Genomic DNA, 19126 nt, shown 5'->3' on the forward strand with positions numbered 1-19126 from the left:
GTCCCTTCCTCCCGGCGCGGGGCGCGCTCGGCGGCCGCGGCGGCGTCACGCGCCTCCTTGGCCTTGAGGCCACCCACGAGCTCGCCCTTGTAGATCCACACCTTCACGCCGATGCGACCGAACGTCGTCTTGGCCTCGAAGAAGCCGTAGTCGATGTCGGCACGCAGCGTGTGCAGCGGGACGCGGCCATCGCGGTAGTGCTCGGAGCGGGACATCTCGGCACCGCCGAGACGACCGCCGCACTGCACGCGGATGCCCTTGACCTGCGGCGAACGCATGGAGGTCTGGATCGCCTTGCGCATCGCGCGGCGGAACGCCACACGGTTGCTCAGCTGCTCCGCGACACCCTGAGCGACGAGCTGGGCGTCGGCCTCGGGGTTCTTGACCTCGAGGATGTTCAGCTGGACCTGCTTGGCGGTCAGCTTCTCCAGCGCGCCGCGGATCCGGTCGGCTTCCGCACCACGACGGCCGATGACGATGCCCGGCCGGGCGGTGTGGATGTCGACGCGGACACGGTCACGGGTGCGCTCGATCTCGACCTTGGAGATACCGGCGCGCTCCATGCCCGTGGACAGCAGCTTCCGGATCTTGACGTCCTCGGCCACGTACTCCGCGTACTGCTTGTCGGCGTACCAACGCGACTTCCAGTCCGTGGTGATACCCAGGCGGAAGCCGTGCGGGTTGATCTTCTGGCCCACTACCGGCCACCTGCCTTCTTCTTGCCCTGTGCCTTCTTGGCCTCGGCCTTCGGACGCGACTCCACCTCGACGGTGATGTGGCTGGTCCGCTTGCGGATCCGGTACGCGCGGCCCTGGGCCCGCGGACGGATGCGCTTGAGGGTCGGGCCCTCGTCGGCGTAGGCGTTCTTGACCCAGAGGGTGTCCGGGTCGAGATCGAGGTTGTTCTCGGCGTTGGCCACGGCGCTGGCGAGCACCTTCGCGACCGGCTCGCTTGCCGCCTGCGGGGCGAACTGGAGCACGGCCAAGGCGTCGGCGGCGCTACGTCCCTTGATCAGCTCGATCACCCGGCGCACCTTGGTAGGCGAGTCCCGGACGAAGCGAGCCCGCGCGTAAGCCGTCGGCAAAGCCTCGGCCACGTCGTTCTGGGCGTTCATCGCTAGATTCCTTGTTCTCTCGTGCCCGCTCAGCGGCGGCGCGACTTGCGGTCGTCCTTGATGTGGCCCTTGAAGGTCCGAGTCGGCGCGAATTCGCCCAACTTGTGACCCACCATCGCCTCGGTGACGAACACCGGGACGTGCTTGCGACCGTCGTGCACCGCGATCGTGTGACCCAGGAAGTCCGGGATGATCGTGGAGCGTCGCGACCAGGTCTTGATGACGGTCTTCTTGCCCGACTCGTTGAGAACGTCCACCTTCTTGAGCAGGTGGTCGTCCACGAAGGGGCCCTTTTTGAGGCTACGTGGCATGTTCTTCTACCTCCCTGCTCAGCGCTTCTTGCCGGTACGCCGGCGGCGGACGATCATGGCGTCGGAGGCCTTGCGGCGGCGGGTGCGGCCTTCGGGCTTTCCGTTCGGGTTCACCGGGTGGCGACCACCGGAGGTCTTACCCTCACCACCACCGTGCGGGTGGTCGACCGGGTTCATGACGACACCACGGACGGTGGGGCGCTTGCCGCGCCAGCGGTTACGACCCGCCTTGCCCCAGTTGATGTTGGAGTGCTCGGAGTTACCGACCTCACCGACGGTGGCGCGGTTGCGCACGTCGACGTTGCGGATCTCGCCCGAGGGGAGACGAAGCTGGGCGTAAGGCCCGTCCTTCGCCACCAGCTGCACCTTGGCACCGGCGGACCGCGCCATCTTCGCGCCGCCACCGGGGCGGAGCTCGATCGCGTGGATCACGGTGCCGACCGGGATGTTGCGCAGCGGCAGGTTGTTACCCGGCTTGATGTCGGCGCGGGGGCCGTTCTCAACCGTGTCACCCTGCTTGAGCTTCTCCGGGGCGATGATGTAGCGCTTCTCGCCGTCGGCGTAGTGCAGCAGCGCGATACGAGCGGACCGGTTGGGGTCGTACTCGATGTGCGCGACCTTGGCGGGGATGCCGTCCTTGTCGTTCCGGCGGAAGTCGATCAGCCGGTACGCACGCTTGTGGCCACCGCCCTTGTGGCGGGTGGTGATCTTGCCGCTGGAGTTACGGCCGCCGGACTTGCTCAGCGGACGAAGCAGCGACTTCTCCGGAGTGGACCGAGTGATCTCGGCGAAGTCGGAGACGCTCGAACCGCGACGACCCGGGGTCGTCGGCTTGTACTTGCGGATGCCCATGTGTCAGCTCAGTCCTTTACGCGGTGGGTCCGCCGAAGATCTCGATCGGCTTGCTCTCAGCCGAAAGAGTCACGATGGCGCGCTTGGTGTCCTTGCGCTTGCCGAAGCCGGCGCGAGTCCGCTTACGCTTGCCCTGGCGGTTGGCCGTGTTGACGCTGACCACCTTGACGCCGAACACCTTCTCGACCGCGATCTTGATCTGGGTCTTGTTGGCGTCCGGGCGGACGATGAACGTGTACTTGTGGTCCTCGAGCAGCCCGTAGGACTTCTCGGAGATCACCGGCGCGAGCAAGATGTCGCGGGGATCGGGGATGGCGATCGCACTCACTGCTCGTCACTCCCTTCAACCTCGCTCGACCGCGCGCTGGCCTTCGCGCCCTTGCCCCTGACGGGACCGGCGACGAACACGTCGTAAGCGGCCTTGGTGAACACCACGTCGTCGTTGACCAACACGTCGTAGGTGTTGAGCTGGTCGGGCGTGATGATGTGGACCTCGGCCAGGTTCCGCAGCGAGTTCCAGCTGAGCTCGTCGTCGCGGTGCAGCACCACGAGAACGCGCTTGGCCTGGGTCACCGCGGCGATGGCGGCCTTGGCGGACTTGGTGGACGGCTTCTCGCCGGTCACCAGTTCGGTGACGACGTGCAGCTGTCCGGCACGGGCCCGGTCGGAGAGGGCGCCACGCAGGGCGGCGGCCTTCATCTTCTTCGGGGTCCGCTGGGTGTAGTCACGCGGCGTGGGGCCGTGGACGACGCCACCACCGGTGAACTGCGGCGCACGGGTCGAACCCTGGCGGGCGCGGCCGGTGCCCTTCTGGCGGTACGGCTTCTTGCCACCACCGCGGACTTCACCGCGGGTCTTGGTGTCATGCGTGCCCTGGCGAGCGGCGGCCAGCTGGCCCACCACGACCTGGTGCATGAGGGGCACGTTGGCCTGCACGTCGAAGATCTCCGAGGGGAGCTCGACCGTGCCGTCGGCTTTACCGGCCGGGGTCTTCAGCTCGACGCTGGTCATGTTCAGTTACCACCCTTCGCGGCGCTGCGAACGAACAGCAGGCCGCCCTTGGGACCGGGCACGGCGCCCTTGATCAGCAGCAGGCCGTCGTCGGCACGCACCGCGTGCACGGTCAGGTTCTGCGTGGTGACCCGGTCGTTGCCCATCCGGCCCGCCATGCGCAGGCCCTTGAAGACGCGGCCCGGGGTGGCACAGCCACCGATCGAGCCGGGCTTGCGGTGCACGGCCTGGGCACCGTGGCTCGCGCCCTGGCCCTTGAAGCCGTGACGCTTCATGACACCGGCGTAGCCCTTGCCCTTGCTGGTACCGGTCACGTCGACCTCGATGCCGGCCTCGAACACCTCGGCGGTGATCTCCTGGCCGACCTCGTAGGTCTCGGCGTCGGTGGTACGCAGCTCCGCAAGGAAACGACGCGGGGTCACGCTCGCCTTGTCGAAGTGGCCGGTGCGCGGCTTGTTCACCCGGCGCGGGTCGACCGCACCGAAAGCCAGCTGCACGGCCTTGTAGCCGTCGGTTTCCTGGGTCCGAACCTGGGTGACCACGTTCGGCCCGGCCTGCACGACGGTCACCGGGACGACCCGGTTGTTCTCGTCGAAGACCTGGGTCATGCCGAGCTTGGTGCCCAGGATGCCCTTCACTTGCCTGTCAGACATGAGTCTCTTACTCTCCGCCGCTCGCCAGCCGCTACTGGATGTTGACGTCGACGCTCGCCGGCAGGTCGATGCGCATGAGCGCGTCGACCGTCTTCGGCGTCGGGTCGAGGATGTCGATCAGACGCTTGTGCGTGCGCATCTCGAAGTGCTCGCGCGAGTCCTTGTACTTGTGCGGCGAGCGGATGACGCAGTAAACGTTCTTCTCGGTGGGCAGCGGCACCGGCCCGACAACACGGGCGCCGGTGCGCGTGACCGTCTCGACGATCTTGCGCGCCGAGGTGTCGATCGCCTCGTGGTCGTAGGCCTTGAGCCGGATGCGGATCTTCTGTCCCGCCATGGTGGCTGCGTTCCTTGTCGTCTCGTGCCGCTTTGTCTCTTCAAACCCCGGCCGGGCCGGGGTTCTCGCAGTTCAACGGCCCTGTCCCCGGTCCACGCGGTCGGGCGTGTCGCGCCCGACGCACAGACGGATCCCGCGGGATCGTCGTCTTGCTGGTCTTCCTCACGTGAGGAGGCAGCGATCCGGCAAAGCCGTCTCAACCGCCGTGCCCGCTGGCCTCACCCGAAAAAGGAAGAGCTCCACGGACCGTGGCCGCTCATACCAGGGCGGCAGGAACCTGCTCATCAAATGACTTGCAAGGTTCGGCCGCCCCAGGACGAGCAACCTGAATAGTGTCGCACACGTGATTTGACGCCTTGAACCCGGGGGTGTATCAGACCCCCGGGTCGGCGTTAAATCACTTGTTGATCTTGGTGACCTGGCCGGCGCCGACGGTACGGCCACCCTCACGGATGGCGAACCGCAGGCCCTCGTCCATGGCGATCGGCTGGATCAGCGTGACGCTGATGTCCGTGTTGTCGCCCGGCATGACCATCTCGGTGCCCTCCTGGAGGGTCACCACGCCGGTCACGTCCGTCGTACGGAAGTAGAACTGGGGGCGGTAGTTGTTGAAGAACGGGGTGTGACGGCCACCCTCGTCCTTCGACAGGATGTAGACCGAGCCCTCGAACTCCGTGTGCGGGGTGGTGGTGCCCGGCTTCACGACGACCTGGCCGCGCTCGACGTCCTCGCGCTTGATACCGCGGACCAGCAGACCGACGTTGTCGCCGGCCTCACCCTGGTCGAGCAGCTTGCGGAACATCTCGACACCGGTGACGGTGGTCTTGGTCGACTTCTCCTTGATGCCGACGATCTCGACCTCTTCGTTCACGTTGACGCGGCCACGCTCGATACGGCCGGTCACGACCGTGCCACGGCCGGTGATCGTGAAGACGTCTTCGATCGGCATCAGGAACGGCTTGTCGAGCTCACGCACCGGGTCCGGCACGTTCTCGTCGACGGCGTCCATGAGCTCCAGGACCGACTGGCCCCACTTCTCGTCACCCTCGAGGGCCTTGAGGCCGGAGACCTTGACGACCGGAGCGTCGTCGCCCGGGAAGTCCTGGGACGACAGCAGCTCGCGGACCTCGAGCTCGACGAGCTCCAGGATCTCTTCATCGTCGACCATGTCGGCCTTGTTCAGCGCGACGACGATGTAGGGAACGCCGACCTGCTTCGCGAGCAGCACGTGCTCACGGGTCTGCGGCATCGGGCCGTCGGTCGCCGCGACCACGAGGATCGCGCCGTCCATCTGAGCGGCACCGGTGATCATGTTCTTGATGTAGTCCGCGTGACCCGGGGCGTCCACGTGGGCGTAGTGACGCTTCTCGGTCTGGTACTCGACGTGCGAGATGTTGATCGTGATACCGCGCTGCTTCTCTTCCGGCGCGTTGTCGATCTGGTCGAACGCCGACGCCGTGTTCAGCTCGGGGTACTTGTCGTGCAGAACCTTGGTGATCGCCGCGGTCAGAGTGGTCTTACCGTGGTCGACGTGACCGATGGTTCCGATGTTGACGTGCGGCTTGCTCCGCTCGAACTTCGCCTTCGCCACTGGAATGTCCTCCTGGACTGTTGAGCTTTTTGCTCGCCGCCCGGCGTGGCTGCCAGACGGCGATTCATCATTGGGTGCTGCGGACGTTCAGGAGTTTTCCTTATGCCCGCGAGCGAGAGGGAACTACTCCCCTGTCGCCTTCGCGATGATTTCCTTCGCGACGTTCGCGGGAACCTCGGCGTAGGAGTCGAACACCATGGAGTAGTTGGCACGTCCCTGGGTACGCGACCGCAGGTCACCGACGTAACCGAACATCTCCGACAGCGGGACCAGTGCCTTGACGACACGGGTACCGGCACGCTCCTCCATGGCCTGGATCTGGCCACGGCGGGAGTTGAGGTCACCGATCACGTCGCCCATGTAGTCCTCGGGCGTGGTGACCTCGACGGCCATCAGCGGTTCGAGGATGACCGGGCCGGCCTTCTTCGCGGCTTCCTTCATCGCCATGGAGCCGGCGATCTTGAAGGCCATTTCCGAAGAGTCGACCTCGTGGTAGGCACCGTCCAGCAAGGTGAACTTCAACCCGACCAGCGGGTAGCCCGCCAGCACGCCGTACTGCATGGCGTCCTGCGCGCCCGCGTCGACCGACGGGATGTACTCCCGCGGCACGCGGCCACCGGTGACCTTGTTGGAGAACTCGTAAAGAGCACCGTCGGTGGACTCGAGGGGCTCGAGCTTGACGATGACCTTCGCGAACTGACCGGAACCACCGGTCTGCTTCTTGTGCACGTAGTCGAGCTTCTCGACCGTCTTGCGCACCGTCTCACGGTAGGCGACCTGCGGCTTACCGATGTTCGCCTCGACCTTGTAGTCGGACTTCATACGGTTGACCAGCACCTCGAGGTGCAGCTCGCCCATACCCGCGATGATCGTCTGGCCGGTGTCCTCGTCCAGGTTGACCTGGAACGTGGGGTCTTCTTCGGCCAGCTTCTGGATCGCCAGGGAGAGCTTCTCCTGGTCGGCCTTCGTCTTCGGCTCGATCGCGACGCGGATGACCGGCGCCGGGAACGTCATCGACTCGAGGACGACCGGGTTCTGCGGGTCGGCGAGGGTGTCACCGGTGGTGGTGTCCTTCAGGCCGATGACCGCGTAGATGTGGCCGGCCTGGGCCTCGTCGACCGGGTTCTCCTTGTTGGAGTGCATCTGGAAGAGCTTCCCGATGCGCTCCTTGCGCTCCTTGGTCGCGTTGATCAGCTGCGCGCCGGAGGCGACCTTGCCCGAGTACACCCGGATGTAGGTCAGCTTGCCGAAGAACGGGTGCGCGGCGATCTTGAACGCCAGAGCGGAGAAGGGCTCCTCGGTCGACGGCTTGCGCGACACGACGGTCTCGCCGTCGGGCAGCGTGCCCTCGACGGCGGGGACGTCCAGCGGCGACGGAAGGTAGTCGATGACCGCGTCGAGCATGGGCTGAACGCCCTTGTTCTTGAACGCGGAACCGGTGAGCACCGGGTACGCCTCGCGGTTCACGGTGAGCTTGCGGATACCGGCCTTCAGCTCGGCCTCCGTCAGCTCCTCGCCCTCGAGGAACTTCTCCATCAGGGAGTCGTCGGTCTCGGCGATGGCCTCGACCAGCTTCTCCCGGTACTCGGCCGCCTTGTCGGCGAGCTCGGCCGGGATCTCCTCGACGGCGTAGTCCTCGCCCTTCTGGACCTCGCCGCGCCAGGTCAGCGCCTTCATGCGGACCAGGTCGATGACGCCTTCGAACTCGTTCTCGGCGCCGATCGGCAGCTGGATCACCAGCGGGCGGGCGCCGAGGCGCTCCTCGATGGTGCGGACGGTGAAGTAGAAGTCCGCGCCGAGCTTGTCCATCTTGTTGACGAAGCAGATACGAGGAACCTCGTACTTGTCCGCCTGACGCCAGACCTGCTCGGACTGCGGCTCGACACCTTCCTTGCCGTCGAAGACGGCGACGGCACCGTCGAGCACGCGGAGCGAACGCTCCACCTCGACGGTGAAGTCGACGTGGCCCGGGGTGTCGATGATGTTGATCTGGTGGTCGGCCCAGAAGGTGGTGGTGGCAGCCGAGGTGATGGTGATACCCCGCTTCTGCTCCTCCTCCATCCAGTCCATCGTCGCGGCGCCGTCGTGCACCTCGCCGATCTTGTAGTTGACCCCGGTGTAGAACAGGATCCGCTCGGTGGTGGTGGTCTTACCGGCGTCGATGTGGGCCATGATGCCGATGTTGCGGACCTGGTTCAGGTCGGTCAGCACTTCACGTGCCACGAGAGTGTTCCCCTGTCTCAATAATGGGGCCCGGCAAGGCGTTGATCGGCAGCCGGGCGGTCATCACCAGCGGTAGTGCGCGAAGGCCTTGTTGGACTCGGCCATCTTGTGCGTGTCTTCGCGACGCTTGACGCTCGCGCCAAGGCCGTTGCTCGCGTCGAGCAGCTCGTTCTGCAAACGCTCGATCATGGTCTTCTCGCGGCGGGCCGCCGAGAAGGACACCAGCCAGCGCAGGGCCAGCGTGGTGGAGCGACCCGGCTTGACCTCGATCGGCACCTGGTAGGTGGCGCCACCGACGCGGCGGCTCTTCACCTCGATGGTCGGCTTCACGTTGTCCAGGGCGCGCTTCAGCGTGACGACCGGGTCGGTACCGGTCTTCTCGCGAGCACCTTCCAGGGCTCCGTAAACGATGCGCTCGGCCAGGGAGCGCTTGCCGTCCTTCAGCACCTTGTTCACCAGCTGGGTGACCAGCGGCGAGGCGTAGACGGGGTCGGAGATCAACGGCCGCTTAGGGGCCGGACCCTTGCGGGGCATTAGCTCTTCTCCTTCTTGGCACCGTAACGGCTGCGCGCCTGCTTACGGTTCTTCACACCCTGGGTGTCGAGCGACCCGCGGATGATCTTGTAGCGAACACCCGGAAGGTCCTTCACACGACCACCGCGCACGAGCACCATCGAGTGCTCCTGCAGGTTGTGGCCCTCACCGGGGATGTAGGCGGTGACCTCGATGCCGCTGGTCAGCTTCACACGCGCGACCTTGCGCAGCGCCGAGTTCGGCTTCTTGGGGGTCGTGGTGTACACGCGAGTGCACACGCCACGCCGCTGCGGGCTCCCCTTGAGGGCCGCGGTCTTCTGCTTGGCAGCCTTGTCCTGGCGGCCCTTTCGGACCAGCTGCTGGATCGTGGGCAATGGACCAGCTTTCTGTTCGCGTCTTGCTTACTTCGTGCTTTCTCCGGCCCCCGCGGTCGGGCGTGTCGGCCCGCGTCATGGTCTCTCGACCGGTAACTTCCCGTAGGGATTTTCCGTCGGACCCGTGTGGCGCAGCCTTGGAACCGGATGCCTGAGCACCCCGTTCATGCCGCACGGCACACGGGACGGCCCGACGCCTGCCGGGCACGGTCTCCAAAGATACCCGGCCACTTCCTGGCCGACCAAATCGGGGGGTCGATAACTATATCGTGCCGCGCGTTACGCCGCGGCCACCCTGATGGAACGGCGTTTCGGCCCGTTTCTCCATCCATGCCCCCGCCATCACCTCAACGAGGCGCGGCCCGTCTTCATTCCTCGTCGGGCTTGGCGTGATCCGCCCGGCCCGGGTTCGGATCACGACCGAGGTCGATCAGCGGATGAACGGGCGCCCCCTCCGGCGCCGCGTGACTCCCCCGCCTGGGCTCTTCGGTGCTTTCCTGCTGCTCGGCGTCCACGACGCCTCCCCTCACTGTGTTGCGCTGTGGTGCGTTCGTCTTCGTGACTCCCCTACTCGGCGGACCACGCTACCTATTCCCCCAACGGGTGAGCCGGATGGATCCTGGAAGCACCCCGTCGCGTCAAACGGCCCAATGGGTCACGATGACACCGGTCACAGCGATGACGCACGAAACTGCACGGGGAGGCTCCATGTCGGCCGAGTTCGAACAACTGGTCGCGGAATTCGAGAAGTTCCAGTCCAAGATCAAAAAGGCCGAGACGCAGTTCGCGAAGGTCGGCGAGATGCAGGAGGAACTCGCGGAACTGGAGTCGGTGGCGGCGTCACCGGACCGTTCGATCACCGTCGTCGCCGGCCCCGGCGGGTCCGTAAAGGACATTCGCCTGTCCCCGGAAGCCCTTAGGCAGCAACCACAACAGCTCGCCGCGAGCATTCTGTCCACATTGCACACCGCGGTCGCCGACGCGGCGCGGAAGCAGGCCGGGATCGTCGACGCGCAGTTCGGCGAGGCGTTCCATCTGAACGTCGAAGAGCAGGTCCTCGAAGCCCAAGCCGAAGCGTTGGGAACCACGAGCGACGATCTGCGGTCTCAGATGTCGGAGGAGCCACCCCAGGACACCGCGCGCCCCGCCGGACGCCGCCCTCGTGACGAGGGCGACTTCAGCGAGGAGTCGGTGCTCAGGCGGTCGGACGAACCGAATGCGGGCCCGCAGCAGCCGGGTGGCAGCTCGGCCGGTGACCAGTTCCTCAAGAACCTGTTCGACGACCAGGAGGAACACTGATGGGCGGCCCCGGCGGACACCAGGTCGAAACCCAGGCGTTGACCGATTACGCGAACAACCTCGGCTACTACAAGGACGAGGCTGGCAAGTTCGGCGGCCTCGTCGACCAGGCCGACGTCACCGACAAGTCGTGGGGGCTGATCGGTCTCGCGGTGAAGCAGACCTACACCGACAAGCTCGCCGACCTGCGTGAGCTGCTCGAACTGATGAAGACCGGGGTCGATTCCTTCTCCGACCGGCTCAACCAGGCGGCGTCGATCTACAACGGCTTCGAAAACGACGCGACGATCACGCTGGGCAAGTACGAAGCCAAGATCGACGGACCGAAGTGAGCTGGGGGACGGCATGACGGACGAGAAGGCGAGCGTCGCCGAGGGCGTCAAGATCACCGGTGACGACAGCTTCGGCAAGAACGCGCTCGACGCGGCGAAGAAGGTGCCCGTCGCGGGCAAGGGCGTCACCACGATCACCAACGCCTACGACAAGATCAGCACCGCCCAGGGACCCGGCGACATCGCCGCGGCCGGCGGGCAGCTCGTCGCGGACGGCGCCGGGTTCATCGCCGGCGCGGGCGCGGATCTGGCGAGCTTCGTGCTCGACCCGGTCGGCTGGCTGGTCAGCAACGGGCTGAACATCCTCATCGAACTGATCCAGCCGCTGCAGGACGCGCTGCACTTCGTCACCGGCGACGGGCCAGCGCTCAAGACCGCGGCGGGGAACTTCGTCAACATCGGCAAGGGTTTCGTCACGCTGGCCGACGACTTCGTCAAGACCGGTGACGACTCGCTGAAGGACTGGGTGGGAGACGCGGGCGACGCCGCGCGCAACGCGCTGGCCGATTTCGCCGTCGGCGTCAAGGGCATCGGGTCGAGCGCCGGGACGGTCGCCGAGACGCTCCAGATGTGGTCGATGGTGATGACCGTCATCGAAGAGGTCGTCAAGTCGATCATCTCCGAACTGGTCACCTGGGCGATCTACATCTGGCTGCCCGCGCTGGCCGCGTCGGTGGTCAGCCTCGGCTCGTCGGTCGCCGCCGCGATGACCGCGACCATCGCCAAGGCCGCGAGCGCGATGGGCAAGATCACCAAGCACCTCGGCAAACTCGGCAAGCTGCTCGACAAGTTCATGGGCTTCATGCTCAAGTGGACCGACGACCTGGTCAAACAAGGTTCGAAGCTGACGAAGGCCGGCAAGGTCGGCCTGACGCCGGGCCAGGAGAAGGCCATCGTGGGCGCGGTCGCCAAGGGCACCGGCACCCAGCTGGGCACCTTCGGGACCGCCGCGAAGGACGTCCTCACCGGACTTCCCGGGCAGGTCCTCAAGCAGACGGTCGGCGTCAATCCCAGCGATCTCGCCAAGGGCACGGCGTATCAGGGCAAGGCCCTGGTCGACGTCGGCGGGAAGATGGTCAGCAACACCAAGGACATCAAGACCGCGCAGAACGCGGGCGACATCGGTGGCGGGCAGAGCACCGAGGAGACCCGCGAGAACCTGGACATGGATCAGTAGGGTCGCCGGATGGACCTTCAGCTGGCCGGGCCGTGGCTCATCGTCGCCGGTTACGCCGCCGGATTCGGGCTGCTGTTCCTGGGTAACCGCTTCGACGGACGGCGGCCCACCGCGGCCGCCGTCTGCTACGCGCTGTCGGGCGTCGCGTTCTCGGAGACGTCGTTGTACTGGCTCTCGGCGGTGACCGAGGTAGCGCAGTGGCTCTGGTTCGCCGTCCCGCCGGCGATCGTGGCCCTGGTGGTCTGGCGCGGGTATCGGCAGAGGACCTGGATCAGGCGGCTCGGCGGATCCGGCACGCAGAGTTTCGGCGTGCTCCCCCGCGACGGCATCGCCCTCGCGTATGAAGACGCGGACCCCGTGGCGACGCTGGTCGAGTTCGACCGGAACGGGCACCGGCTGCTCGGCGCCGAGTACACCCTCGGCCGGCCGGAGGGCCTCGGCGAACCGATCAGGACAGCCGACCTGATCGATGGGACGTACACCCTGATCCAGCTGCGGACCCCCGTGGTGCCGTCACTGGTCGTCACGCCGAACGTCGGCGCGTTCGAACCCGAGCGGTTCACGCCGTTCGAGGACGCGCGCATCACGCGGAACACGATCGGCTCGCCGAAGCCCGACGCGCTGCTGCAACGGTTCGAGACGGGGAGCGACTTCGACCGCCGGTTCACGATCACGACATCCGATCCGGAGTTCGCCCGCGCGTTCCTCACCCCCGAGGTCCGCGATCTGCTGACCCGCGATCCGTGGTTCCGGGTCCGGGAGGTCGCGCTGCACGGCGGCTCGCTGTGGGCCACCGAGGCGGGAACGCTGACCGAGCAGCGGATGTTCATCGGCGTGCGACGGCTGGCGCTGCTGGCGTCGGCTGCGGACTGGAGCGACGAGGCGTTCGGCGCGGTCGCGAAGGCGGCCGACACCGCCGACGGAGCAGGACCGGGTGGGTCGCTCAACAGGAGGCGGGAGGCCGCCGATCGGCAGCCGTTGTCGGCGCTTTCGCTGGTGACTCGGTCCGTGATCGCGCTCGCGCTGGTGCTGCCGGGGCTTGCGCTCGCGGTGAACTCGCTGACCGCGTTGACCGGCCTGGCGCCCGAAGTGCGGCTCACCGTGACCGCGACCCTGCGGGCGGAGGCGAGCACCGCGAACTGCACCAGCTGCGGCAACGGCAACCTGGTGGACGGCACTTACGAACTCTCCGGAGAGACGGTCCGCGTCACCGACATGCGGTGGATGTCGTTCGGCGACTTCCCGGAGCGCGGCGACGTCGTCGACGTGTCCGTAGGGCCCCTTTGGTGGCATCCCCTGATCGAGAGCACCGACACCGGCGTCTTCCTGCTGCTGATCGGCCTGGCCCCCGTCGTCGCCGGCGCCGCCCTCGCGAAGGCGACCTACCTCCCGCGCCCGCGCCGCTCCGACCTGCGTTTAGCGGGCTAAACGCGATCTGAAAGTGCCCGGACCAGGGGCTTCGAGAACCAGTGCTGGGCGAAGGGGTCGTCGTTATACGGCTCGACCTCGGCGTAGCCGAGGCGCGCGTACAGAGCCCTCGCCTCGACCAGGTCGCTTCGGGTGTCGAGGCGCATGACGGTGGCCCCGAGGTCGCGCGCGGCGTCCTCGGCTGCGGCCACGAGCAGCGCGGCCCCGCCCGTGCCCCGCTCCGTCGGACGGAGGAACACGCGGGTGAGTTCGGTGGTGTCGGGCGTCGCGACCCGCACGCCGGCGCATCCGGCGAGCACGCCGTCGCGCCGCGCGAGGAGGAAGGCACCGGTCGGCGGGACCAGGTCCCTGCTGTGCTGCTCCTCGAGGTAGCCGTCGATCTCGGCGTCGGGGACGTGGCGCCGGTGGTAGCGCGTCGCGATGTCGACCATGTACTCGCGCAGGATGCGGACAGCGTCCGGGTGGTCGACAGCGGCGAGTTCGAAGCTCCAGGTCATAGATCCATCTTCGCGACCCTGGCCAGCGGTTTTTCAGGCCTCCGACCTGCGTTTAGCCCCCTAATCGCGATCTGGGGCACTCGGGCGACCCCGGCCGCCGGATCGCGATTAGGGGGCTAAACGCAGGTCAGGAGGGGGCCAGGCGGCCGGCGCAGGTGGCGACCTCGCCGGGGGTGGACTTCTGGGACGTGACGACGGCGCCGCCCACGGCGACCCGGCATTCGACGGCGCCCTCGCCCTGCCCCAACAGCTGGACGGTCGGCGGGGTGCCGGTGTTCTTCCACGTGAGCTCCTTGCGCCACGGCAGCGTCACCTGCAGCTCCTGGTGCACGAGCCCCAGCCCGTTCGAGTCGTAGACCACGGTCGCGGTCCCCGTCCCGGCGAGCTCGTAGGCGATTCGCCAGTCGGTCGACACCGGCTGCGGTTGCGGTTGGCTCAGCGTCCGCGTGATCGTCCGGTCCGGCCCCCGTGACGGCGCGGCGTCCGTCGGCTCGCCGACGACGGCCACGGTCTCGGCCTGCGGTTCCTCACCGCCGTTGAGCAGCACCACACAGGTCGCGAGTGCGGCCACCACGATCCCCGCGATGGCGATGCGCCCGATCAGTTGTCTGTCGGCCATCGGTTCTCCTCATCGAAAAGCGCGGCGCGGCCCCGAGACCAAGTCGGAGCCGCGCCGCCGCGGAAGTCAGGACGGCAGTAGCCGGCCGGGAACGCCGTTCAGGGACTGGATGAGACCCAGCACCGGGACGCCGAGCGGCGCGAACGTCCAGATGTTGTTGAGGTCGCTCGTGTCGGGCTCGTCGACGACCACGACATCGCTCGGGGCGTCCTGCGCGAGCGGGGTCGCGGCGAGCGCGGGAGCGGCCGAGCCGAGCACGACGAGGCCGGCGAGCGCCGCACCGGTGACCGCGCGGACGAGGGTCTTCTTCATGAGATTCTCCTTTACTGGTAACGGTTCTTACGAAATCGGCGTGATGATCCCGTAGATCGGGGCGAGCAGGTCGGTGGGCACGGGGACGGTCGGGCCGAGCAGTCCGCCGAGGTCGAGGCCGGGGATCAGCCACACCGCGGGGTTGCCGCCACCGGTCGGCAGACCCGGCAGCGGGTCGGCCGAGGCGACCCCGCCAGCCAGTCCGGACAGCGCGCCCGCCACGGCGAGCGGCAGCAGCACACGGGCCGCGATTCGCTTCATCTCTTCTCCCTTTTCCTTACCGCTGCTGGAATCGAGCGGAATCCTTCATCGGAGTACCGAGCTGACCGGCACGATCGTGCCGTCGGGGATCCATTGCCCCGCGTAGTTCCGGTCGGCGATCATCCCGACGGCATGTGGTTCGCCCGGGTACATCGGCATGGCGTTGACCTGCGCCGCCGCGAAGATCTGGACGTCGCCGTTCACCGACCTCCACTGGTCTCCGAGCCAGCTGCGGAAGCCGCCGAGAGTGGGGCTTTCGCCGCCGAAACCGTTGCTCGCCGCGACCGCGAAACTCACGGCGACCTGCTCGCGCGGGTCGAACCTCAGTGGTAGCGAAGAACTCGCGACGGAGTTGACGATCGGGCCGTTCAGCAGCCACGGCGCCAGGTACAGGCCGTATTGGTGGGTCGGCTTGAGCCGTTGCGACTCGGCGGCGCGGGTCATCGCCGTGTAACCGCCCGCCCAGCCGGACACGACGACCAACGCGGTGTTCGGGCCGGCCTCGGCCTGCACCGGGAGCCCGGAGCGGGCGGCGGTCTCCCGCACCAGCTTCGCGGCGGCCACACTGCGCGGCGACGTGTCTTCAACGAGGGTGAGCGCGGAAGGCTTGCGTCCGGCCAAGAACTCGACGAGTTTGACGAGCGATCCGCTGTCCTCGCCCGAAAGCCCGTCGGCCGGGCAGGAGGTGAGGAGCTCGCGGCGGTCGGCGATCAGGCCGCCGAGCGCGGCGGAAGCGCATTCGGGCGCGTCCGTGTCGTCGATGGCGGGCCCGTGCTCCTCACCCGCGTCGACCTCGATCGTCGACTTCTGGTCGCCACGGCTGATGATCAGGTCGCTGCGTCCCTGGGGCAGATCGATCTCGGCCCAGGTGCCCTCGGCACCGGGGCGCACGATGGCCTTGCCGATCAGGCCGCCTTCGATTCCGGCGGACAGCCCTTCGCCCGCGCTCGCCGGGAAGTGGACGAGGTTCTTGCCGGGCCGCTGCGGGCTCACCAGCACCGGGAACCGCTGGTCGCCGACGGACGCGTTCGCGAGCAGCGGCACGCCGGGAACCGGCAGCTCGGACGGCTTCGGAATGGCCGCGAGTGCACTCCAGGCGACGAACCCGATGGTGACGGCGGCCGCGCCGAAGCGGTAGGCACGGGTGGAATCGTTGCCTGACAAGAAGAATCCAGCGACGACGGTGGCCGCCACCGGTAGTACGGCGATCACGAGCAACGTGATGCCGAAGAACGTTTCGTAGATCCTGCGGTCGAATCCGAGACCGGAGGAGAACAGCTGGACAGCGCCGGCGACGACGAGAAGTCCGCCCAGCGTCAGGGAAAGCGGGCCGAGCCGGAAGTTCGTCTGGCGCCACCGCTCGGCGGGAACCCAGACCGAAAGCACCGTGACGCCGAACCACAAAGCCGCGGCCGCGACGTAGACGGTGTCGATGGCGAACTCGACACCGGACCGTCCGAGCGAGGTTTCGAGGACCACCAGCGCGGCGAGCGCGAGCGAGGCCCAGCGCCCGGCGGACGGCCACCTGACGAGGATCGGGATGGCCAGCGCGAGCACGATGTGCACGATCAGCGCGACGACGTTGACGTCGACCGTGAGGGCCGAAACCGCGGCGAGGACGGCGGAAACCAGACCGAGCGCGGCGATGGTGACATACAGGCGCTTGGGCAGCTCACCCACCAGCGGGCGCAGGATCCCGCTGCCCGCGAGGAAAGCGGTCGCCAGGAGAAGACCGAGCCGGAGCAGGACCAAGGCGATGTCCACTCCGGCCGAACCCGAGCTCGCCGGTATGACGTGGTGATCCATGGGGACCTTCCGGGGCAATCGGCGGAGTCGTGGGTGACGGGTGGACCCGCCACCCACGACCTTCCGCGCCGAACAGGGTTACTTGAGATCCGCGTCCGCTACGACGAACAGTTCGGAGTGCGGTTTGGCGTTGCCGAAGGACCCGTGCGGCCAGGTCTTCCGGTTGAAGTTGATCCCGACCTGACCGGTGAACTCGTCCCGGAAGTTCGAGTCGACGGCGAGCTTCCCGTCCTCGCCGAGGTTCAGCAGGTTGACCTTGTGGTCACCGTCCAAACCGGACCGCGCGACGAAGTAGTTCGACACCGCGAGGTGCTGCGGCTTGTCGGTCTCGCGGTAGAAACCGTCGTCGCCGAGCACGAAGTTGTCGTACGCGCCCCAGTGCGGGCCACCACCCGGCGTACCGGGGTTGATCGGTGCCGCGCCGACGACGGTCGGCAGATCGCCGCCACCGCCCTGCTGGGACTTCTCCTTGGTGTCGATCCGGCCCTTGATGTTCTCGACCTTGTCGCCCGCGGCGAGCAGCTTCTGGATGTCGAGGATGTACACACCACCGGTGGTGCCGGGGTCGTCGGGGCCGAGCGCGCCCTTCTGCCGGCCGGTGATCGCGCGGTAGAGGTACTTGTCGTCGGGGCTGGTCTGGATCCAGCCACCGTTCGACCCGCCACCGTTGGAGTCGTTGTTCGGGTGGATCGCCTTGTTCGCGGCGCCGTCGTCGAACACCTGGATCCAGTGCGGCTCCTTTGCGGTGATGTCCGGCGTGTAGAACACAGCGCCGCCCTGCATGGTCTGGGCGAACGCGCCCTTGTGACCCGGCTGGTTGGTCACCGTGGTCTCCATGACCGCGCGGCTTTCGGCGTGCAGCGGATCCGCCGGGTCGGCGCGGGGGCCGTCCGGCAGGTACGAAACCGCCTTCAGCTTCGGCTTGTTGCGGTCGGAGATGTCCCAGGTCCGGACGGTCGGGCGCCGCAGGTACGGCGACGGCTGCTTCACCGGGTCGAGAATGATGTTGCGCGGCTCGGCGTAGTCACTGGTGACCAGGGTGTTGAGATCCTCGCGGGCCTGGATGCCGTGCGGGTTGGCGCAGGTCGGCTTGTCCAGTTGCGGGAGGTTGTCGCACAGCTTCTTGTTGTCGCCCTGCGGAGTGGCCGCCGGGGACTCGGAAAGCACCTGCGCGTTCTGGTCGAAGCGGACGACCTCGCCGGGGCTGCCGGCGAAACCGTTGCCCACCACGGTGGAACCGTTGGCGTAGGTGTGCGGGCCGGGGACGACCGGGCCGCCCATGTACGTGCCGTACGCCGTGCCGTCCTTGAGCACCCAGTACGCGTCCGGCACCGAGCCGCCGAGGGTCTGGGTCGGCAGGCTGACGCCCTTGAGCTTCAGTTGCGGCAGCGCGGAGACGTCGAAGGCGTACGTCGCGGCGGCGAACAGCGCACCCGCGTAGATCGTGTCGCCCTTGTGCCACACGTACTGCATGTGGTGCGGCTCGTTCTCCACGAGCGGGCCGACGGTGGCGGTGTTGACCACCTTGCCGTAGGTCGGCGAGCCCTGCGTCGCGTCGATCACGGCGAGGAAGTCCGGACCGGGCAACGCGTTCTTGATCTTGTTGAGCCCGCCGCCGAGCGAGCCCGGCAGATTCTTGATGTCCTTGACCAGGGTGTCGGCGATGTTCTCGTCACCGGCCCAGACCAGCAGCCACTTCTTGCGCTTGCCGTCGGCGCTCCGGGTCGACGCGGCGACGTCCTTGGACACCAGGTGGTTCTGGACCCAGTACTCCTTGCCGTCGGCCGCCTTCTTCGCGTCCTTGAGGACCTGGACGTCGGCGTAGGCACTTGTGTTGGAGCCGGTATAGGTAACCGTGCCCACGGCGAGCGCCACCGCCATGGCGCCTATCACCACTTTTCGCCACTCTTTTCGCCACCTAGGCGAGTTGGATAGCATTCTTTCTCCCTGTTTTCGCTACCGAAGCGCCAGACAATTGGCACACCCCTCCCCTTTTCGCGCAGGGTCTACCGACGCGGATCAGGGGAAAGCAATCAACCGCCGGTTCGAGCAGGGAACCGTTGCGGCACAGCGGAACGCGTCAGCGCGCGAAGAATGGGCGCATCCGTTTCGGATACGCGAATTCAGCGACCGCGCGACGAGCCGGAATAGATCAGGAATCCATACACAGCGCGCTTGCTTGCTGCCGCAAGTCAACGTGCCGGCGCCACACCAAGGCGACTGGGGATTGCATGGGCAAAATACTCGTGTGAACCCGTCTCAGTGTCAATCTCGTGATCAAAGAATGGGACATGCCACGACAGAGTGAATTTCCCACCATGCGGATGGGCCACTAGGCCGAACGGGTGGCGATTTTCCGAGTAATGGGAACTAGGCCACCTGGCGGCACTACTAC

At 67.1% G+C, this 19126-nt stretch carries 23 protein-coding genes; 4 read left to right on the forward strand and 19 right to left on the reverse strand.

The genetic code is table 11. The features are described 5' to 3' along the window. The 13 genes from rpsC to H5J31_RS07765 form a co-directional block, all read right to left on the reverse strand. A partial coding sequence (gene rpsC, locus H5J31_RS07705) for a 30S ribosomal protein S3 (RefSeq protein ID WP_181771784.1) occupies positions 1 to 698 on the reverse strand: 698 nt, incomplete at its 3' end. Then, a complete protein-coding gene (gene rplV / locus H5J31_RS07710; protein WP_005166780.1) occupies positions 698 to 1114 on the reverse strand; it encodes a 50S ribosomal protein L22 in 417 nt (138 codons plus the stop codon). The genes rplV and rpsC, both read right to left, overlap by 1 nt. 29 nt (positions 1115 to 1143) lie before the next feature. Beyond that, a complete protein-coding gene (rpsS, locus tag H5J31_RS07715) occupies positions 1144 to 1425 on the reverse strand; it encodes a 30S ribosomal protein S19 (protein WP_026468892.1) in 282 nt (93 codons plus the stop codon). 18 nt (positions 1426 to 1443) lie between these two features. Continuing rightward, positions 1444 to 2277 (reverse strand): 50S ribosomal protein L2, encoded by an 834-nt coding sequence (gene rplB, locus H5J31_RS07720; protein WP_181771785.1) that lies wholly within the window; start codon positions 2275 to 2277, stop codon positions 1444 to 1446. 16 nt (positions 2278 to 2293) lie between these two features. Continuing rightward, positions 2294 to 2605 (reverse strand): 50S ribosomal protein L23, encoded by a 312-nt coding sequence (gene rplW, locus H5J31_RS07725; protein WP_005166778.1) that lies wholly within the window; start codon positions 2603 to 2605, stop codon positions 2294 to 2296. After that, complete coding sequence (gene rplD, locus H5J31_RS07730) at positions 2602 to 3288, reverse strand: 50S ribosomal protein L4 (RefSeq protein WP_034304244.1); 687 nt, start codon at positions 3286 to 3288, stop codon at positions 2602 to 2604. Before rplD ends, rplW begins: the two co-directional genes overlap by 4 nt. Positions 3289 to 3290: 2 nt before the next feature. Further along, the gene (rplC, locus tag H5J31_RS07735) at positions 3291 to 3941 is read right to left on the reverse strand and encodes a 50S ribosomal protein L3 (RefSeq protein ID WP_181771786.1); all 651 of its coding nucleotides are present in this window, start codon (positions 3939 to 3941) and stop codon (positions 3291 to 3293) included. Between the two features lie 31 nt (positions 3942 to 3972). Continuing rightward, entirely contained in the window at positions 3973 to 4278 is a 306-nt protein-coding gene (gene rpsJ, locus H5J31_RS07740) for a 30S ribosomal protein S10 (RefSeq protein ID WP_003102098.1), read from the reverse strand. A 397-nt stretch (positions 4279 to 4675) separates the two neighbouring features. Next, a complete protein-coding gene (gene tuf, locus H5J31_RS07745) occupies positions 4676 to 5869 on the reverse strand; it encodes an elongation factor Tu (protein ID WP_181771787.1) in 1194 nt (397 codons plus the stop codon). A gap of 123 nt (positions 5870 to 5992) precedes the next feature. Continuing rightward, complete coding sequence (gene fusA, locus H5J31_RS07750; RefSeq protein ID WP_181771788.1) at positions 5993 to 8092, reverse strand: elongation factor G; 2100 nt, start codon at positions 8090 to 8092, stop codon at positions 5993 to 5995. 63 nt (positions 8093 to 8155) lie between these two features. After that, a complete protein-coding gene (gene rpsG, locus H5J31_RS07755) occupies positions 8156 to 8626 on the reverse strand; it encodes a 30S ribosomal protein S7 (protein ID WP_005166770.1) in 471 nt (156 codons plus the stop codon). Continuing rightward, positions 8626 to 9000 (reverse strand): 30S ribosomal protein S12, encoded by a 375-nt coding sequence (gene rpsL / locus H5J31_RS07760; RefSeq protein ID WP_003102113.1) that lies wholly within the window; start codon positions 8998 to 9000, stop codon positions 8626 to 8628. Before rpsL ends, rpsG begins: the two co-directional genes overlap by 1 nt. Positions 9001 to 9368: 368 nt before the next feature. Then, positions 9369 to 9515, reverse strand: coding sequence for a hypothetical protein (locus tag H5J31_RS07765; RefSeq protein WP_181771789.1), 147 nt, complete (start codon positions 9513 to 9515; stop codon positions 9369 to 9371). 193 nt (positions 9516 to 9708) lie between these two features. Between H5J31_RS07765 and H5J31_RS07770 the strand changes: the two genes are divergently transcribed. The 4 genes from H5J31_RS07770 to H5J31_RS07785 are packed head-to-tail and all read left to right on the forward strand — an operon-like array spanning position 9709 to position 13236. Next, complete coding sequence (locus tag H5J31_RS07770) at positions 9709 to 10299, forward strand: YbaB/EbfC family nucleoid-associated protein (RefSeq protein WP_181771790.1); 591 nt, start codon at positions 9709 to 9711, stop codon at positions 10297 to 10299. After that, positions 10299 to 10631 (forward strand): hypothetical protein, encoded by a 333-nt coding sequence (locus H5J31_RS07775; RefSeq protein ID WP_181771791.1) that lies wholly within the window; start codon positions 10299 to 10301, stop codon positions 10629 to 10631. The genes H5J31_RS07770 and H5J31_RS07775 overlap by 1 nt, the downstream gene beginning before the upstream one ends. 13 nt (positions 10632 to 10644) lie before the next feature. Then, positions 10645 to 11808: a hypothetical protein gene (locus H5J31_RS07780; protein ID WP_181771792.1), complete on the forward strand. Its 1164-nt coding sequence runs from the start codon at positions 10645 to 10647 to the stop codon at positions 11806 to 11808. Between the two features lie 9 nt (positions 11809 to 11817). Further along, positions 11818 to 13236, forward strand: a complete 1419-nt coding sequence (locus tag H5J31_RS07785; protein ID WP_181771793.1) for a hypothetical protein — start codon at positions 11818 to 11820, stop codon at positions 13234 to 13236. Here H5J31_RS07785 and H5J31_RS07790 read toward each other — a convergent pair. The 6 genes from H5J31_RS07790 to H5J31_RS07815 all read right to left on the reverse strand — a co-directional run bounded on the left by H5J31_RS07790 (position 13233) and on the right by H5J31_RS07815 (position 18612). Continuing rightward, a complete protein-coding gene (locus H5J31_RS07790; protein WP_181771794.1) occupies positions 13233 to 13733 on the reverse strand; it encodes a GNAT family N-acetyltransferase in 501 nt (166 codons plus the stop codon). The genes H5J31_RS07785 and H5J31_RS07790 overlap by 4 nt on opposite strands. A gap of 127 nt (positions 13734 to 13860) precedes the next feature. Next, entirely contained in the window at positions 13861 to 14352 is a 492-nt protein-coding gene (locus H5J31_RS07795; RefSeq protein ID WP_181771795.1) for a hypothetical protein, read from the reverse strand. 66 nt (positions 14353 to 14418) lie between these two features. Next, positions 14419 to 14664 carry a hypothetical protein gene (locus tag H5J31_RS07800; protein WP_181771796.1) on the reverse strand — a complete coding sequence of 82 codons (246 nt, stop codon included), beginning with the start codon at positions 14662 to 14664 and terminating at the stop codon, positions 14419 to 14421. 27 nt (positions 14665 to 14691) lie between these two features. Then, positions 14692 to 14925 carry a hypothetical protein gene (locus tag H5J31_RS07805; protein WP_076162990.1) on the reverse strand — a complete coding sequence of 78 codons (234 nt, stop codon included), beginning with the start codon at positions 14923 to 14925 and terminating at the stop codon, positions 14692 to 14694. 45 nt (positions 14926 to 14970) lie between these two features. Beyond that, a complete protein-coding gene (locus H5J31_RS07810; RefSeq protein WP_181771797.1) occupies positions 14971 to 16731 on the reverse strand; it encodes a hypothetical protein in 1761 nt (586 codons plus the stop codon). Positions 16732 to 16809: 78 nt separating this feature from the next. Then, positions 16810 to 18612: a hypothetical protein gene (locus H5J31_RS07815; protein WP_181771895.1), complete on the reverse strand. Its 1803-nt coding sequence runs from the start codon at positions 18610 to 18612 to the stop codon at positions 16810 to 16812. Positions 18613 to 19126: the final 514 nt, after the last annotated feature.

It is taken from the genome of Amycolatopsis pittospori (genome assembly GCF_013870525.1).
Taxonomy (GTDB): domain Bacteria; phylum Actinomycetota; class Actinomycetes; order Mycobacteriales; family Pseudonocardiaceae; genus Amycolatopsis; species Amycolatopsis pittospori.

Excerpts from the sequence above, each read along its gene's own strand:
- rplV (WP_005166780.1), bottom strand. The coding sequence starts at position 1,114 with ATGAACGCCCAGAACGACGTGGCCGAGGCTTTGCCGACGGCTTACGCG.
- rpsS (WP_026468892.1), bottom strand. The coding sequence starts at position 1,425 with ATGCCACGTAGCCTCAAAAAGGGCCCCTTCGTGGACGACCACCTGCTC.
- rplB (WP_181771785.1), bottom strand. The coding sequence starts at position 2,277 with ATGGGCATCCGCAAGTACAAGCCGACGACCCCGGGTCGTCGCGGTTCG.
- rplD (WP_034304244.1), bottom strand. The coding sequence starts at position 3,288 with ATGACCAGCGTCGAGCTGAAGACCCCGGCCGGTAAAGCCGACGGCACG.
- rplC (WP_181771786.1), bottom strand. The coding sequence starts at position 3,941 with ATGTCTGACAGGCAAGTGAAGGGCATCCTGGGCACCAAGCTCGGCATG.
- rpsJ (WP_003102098.1), bottom strand. The coding sequence starts at position 4,278 with ATGGCGGGACAGAAGATCCGCATCCGGCTCAAGGCCTACGACCACGAG.
- rpsG (WP_005166770.1), bottom strand. The coding sequence starts at position 8,626 with ATGCCCCGCAAGGGTCCGGCCCCTAAGCGGCCGTTGATCTCCGACCCC.
- H5J31_RS07770 (WP_181771790.1), top strand. The coding sequence starts at position 9,709 with ATGTCGGCCGAGTTCGAACAACTGGTCGCGGAATTCGAGAAGTTCCAG.
- H5J31_RS07775 (WP_181771791.1), top strand. The coding sequence starts at position 10,299 with ATGGGCGGCCCCGGCGGACACCAGGTCGAAACCCAGGCGTTGACCGAT.
- H5J31_RS07780 (WP_181771792.1), top strand. The coding sequence starts at position 10,645 with ATGACGGACGAGAAGGCGAGCGTCGCCGAGGGCGTCAAGATCACCGGT.
- H5J31_RS07785 (WP_181771793.1), top strand. The coding sequence starts at position 11,818 with ATGGACCTTCAGCTGGCCGGGCCGTGGCTCATCGTCGCCGGTTACGCC.
- H5J31_RS07790 (WP_181771794.1), bottom strand. The coding sequence starts at position 13,733 with ATGACCTGGAGCTTCGAACTCGCCGCTGTCGACCACCCGGACGCTGTC.
- H5J31_RS07795 (WP_181771795.1), bottom strand. The coding sequence starts at position 14,352 with ATGGCCGACAGACAACTGATCGGGCGCATCGCCATCGCGGGGATCGTG.
- H5J31_RS07800 (WP_181771796.1), bottom strand. The coding sequence starts at position 14,664 with ATGAAGAAGACCCTCGTCCGCGCGGTCACCGGTGCGGCGCTCGCCGGC.
- H5J31_RS07805 (WP_076162990.1), bottom strand. The coding sequence starts at position 14,925 with ATGAAGCGAATCGCGGCCCGTGTGCTGCTGCCGCTCGCCGTGGCGGGC.
- H5J31_RS07810 (WP_181771797.1), bottom strand. The coding sequence starts at position 16,731 with ATGGATCACCACGTCATACCGGCGAGCTCGGGTTCGGCCGGAGTGGAC.
- H5J31_RS07815 (WP_181771895.1), bottom strand. The coding sequence starts at position 18,612 with ATGGCGGTGGCGCTCGCCGTGGGCACGGTTACCTATACCGGCTCCAAC.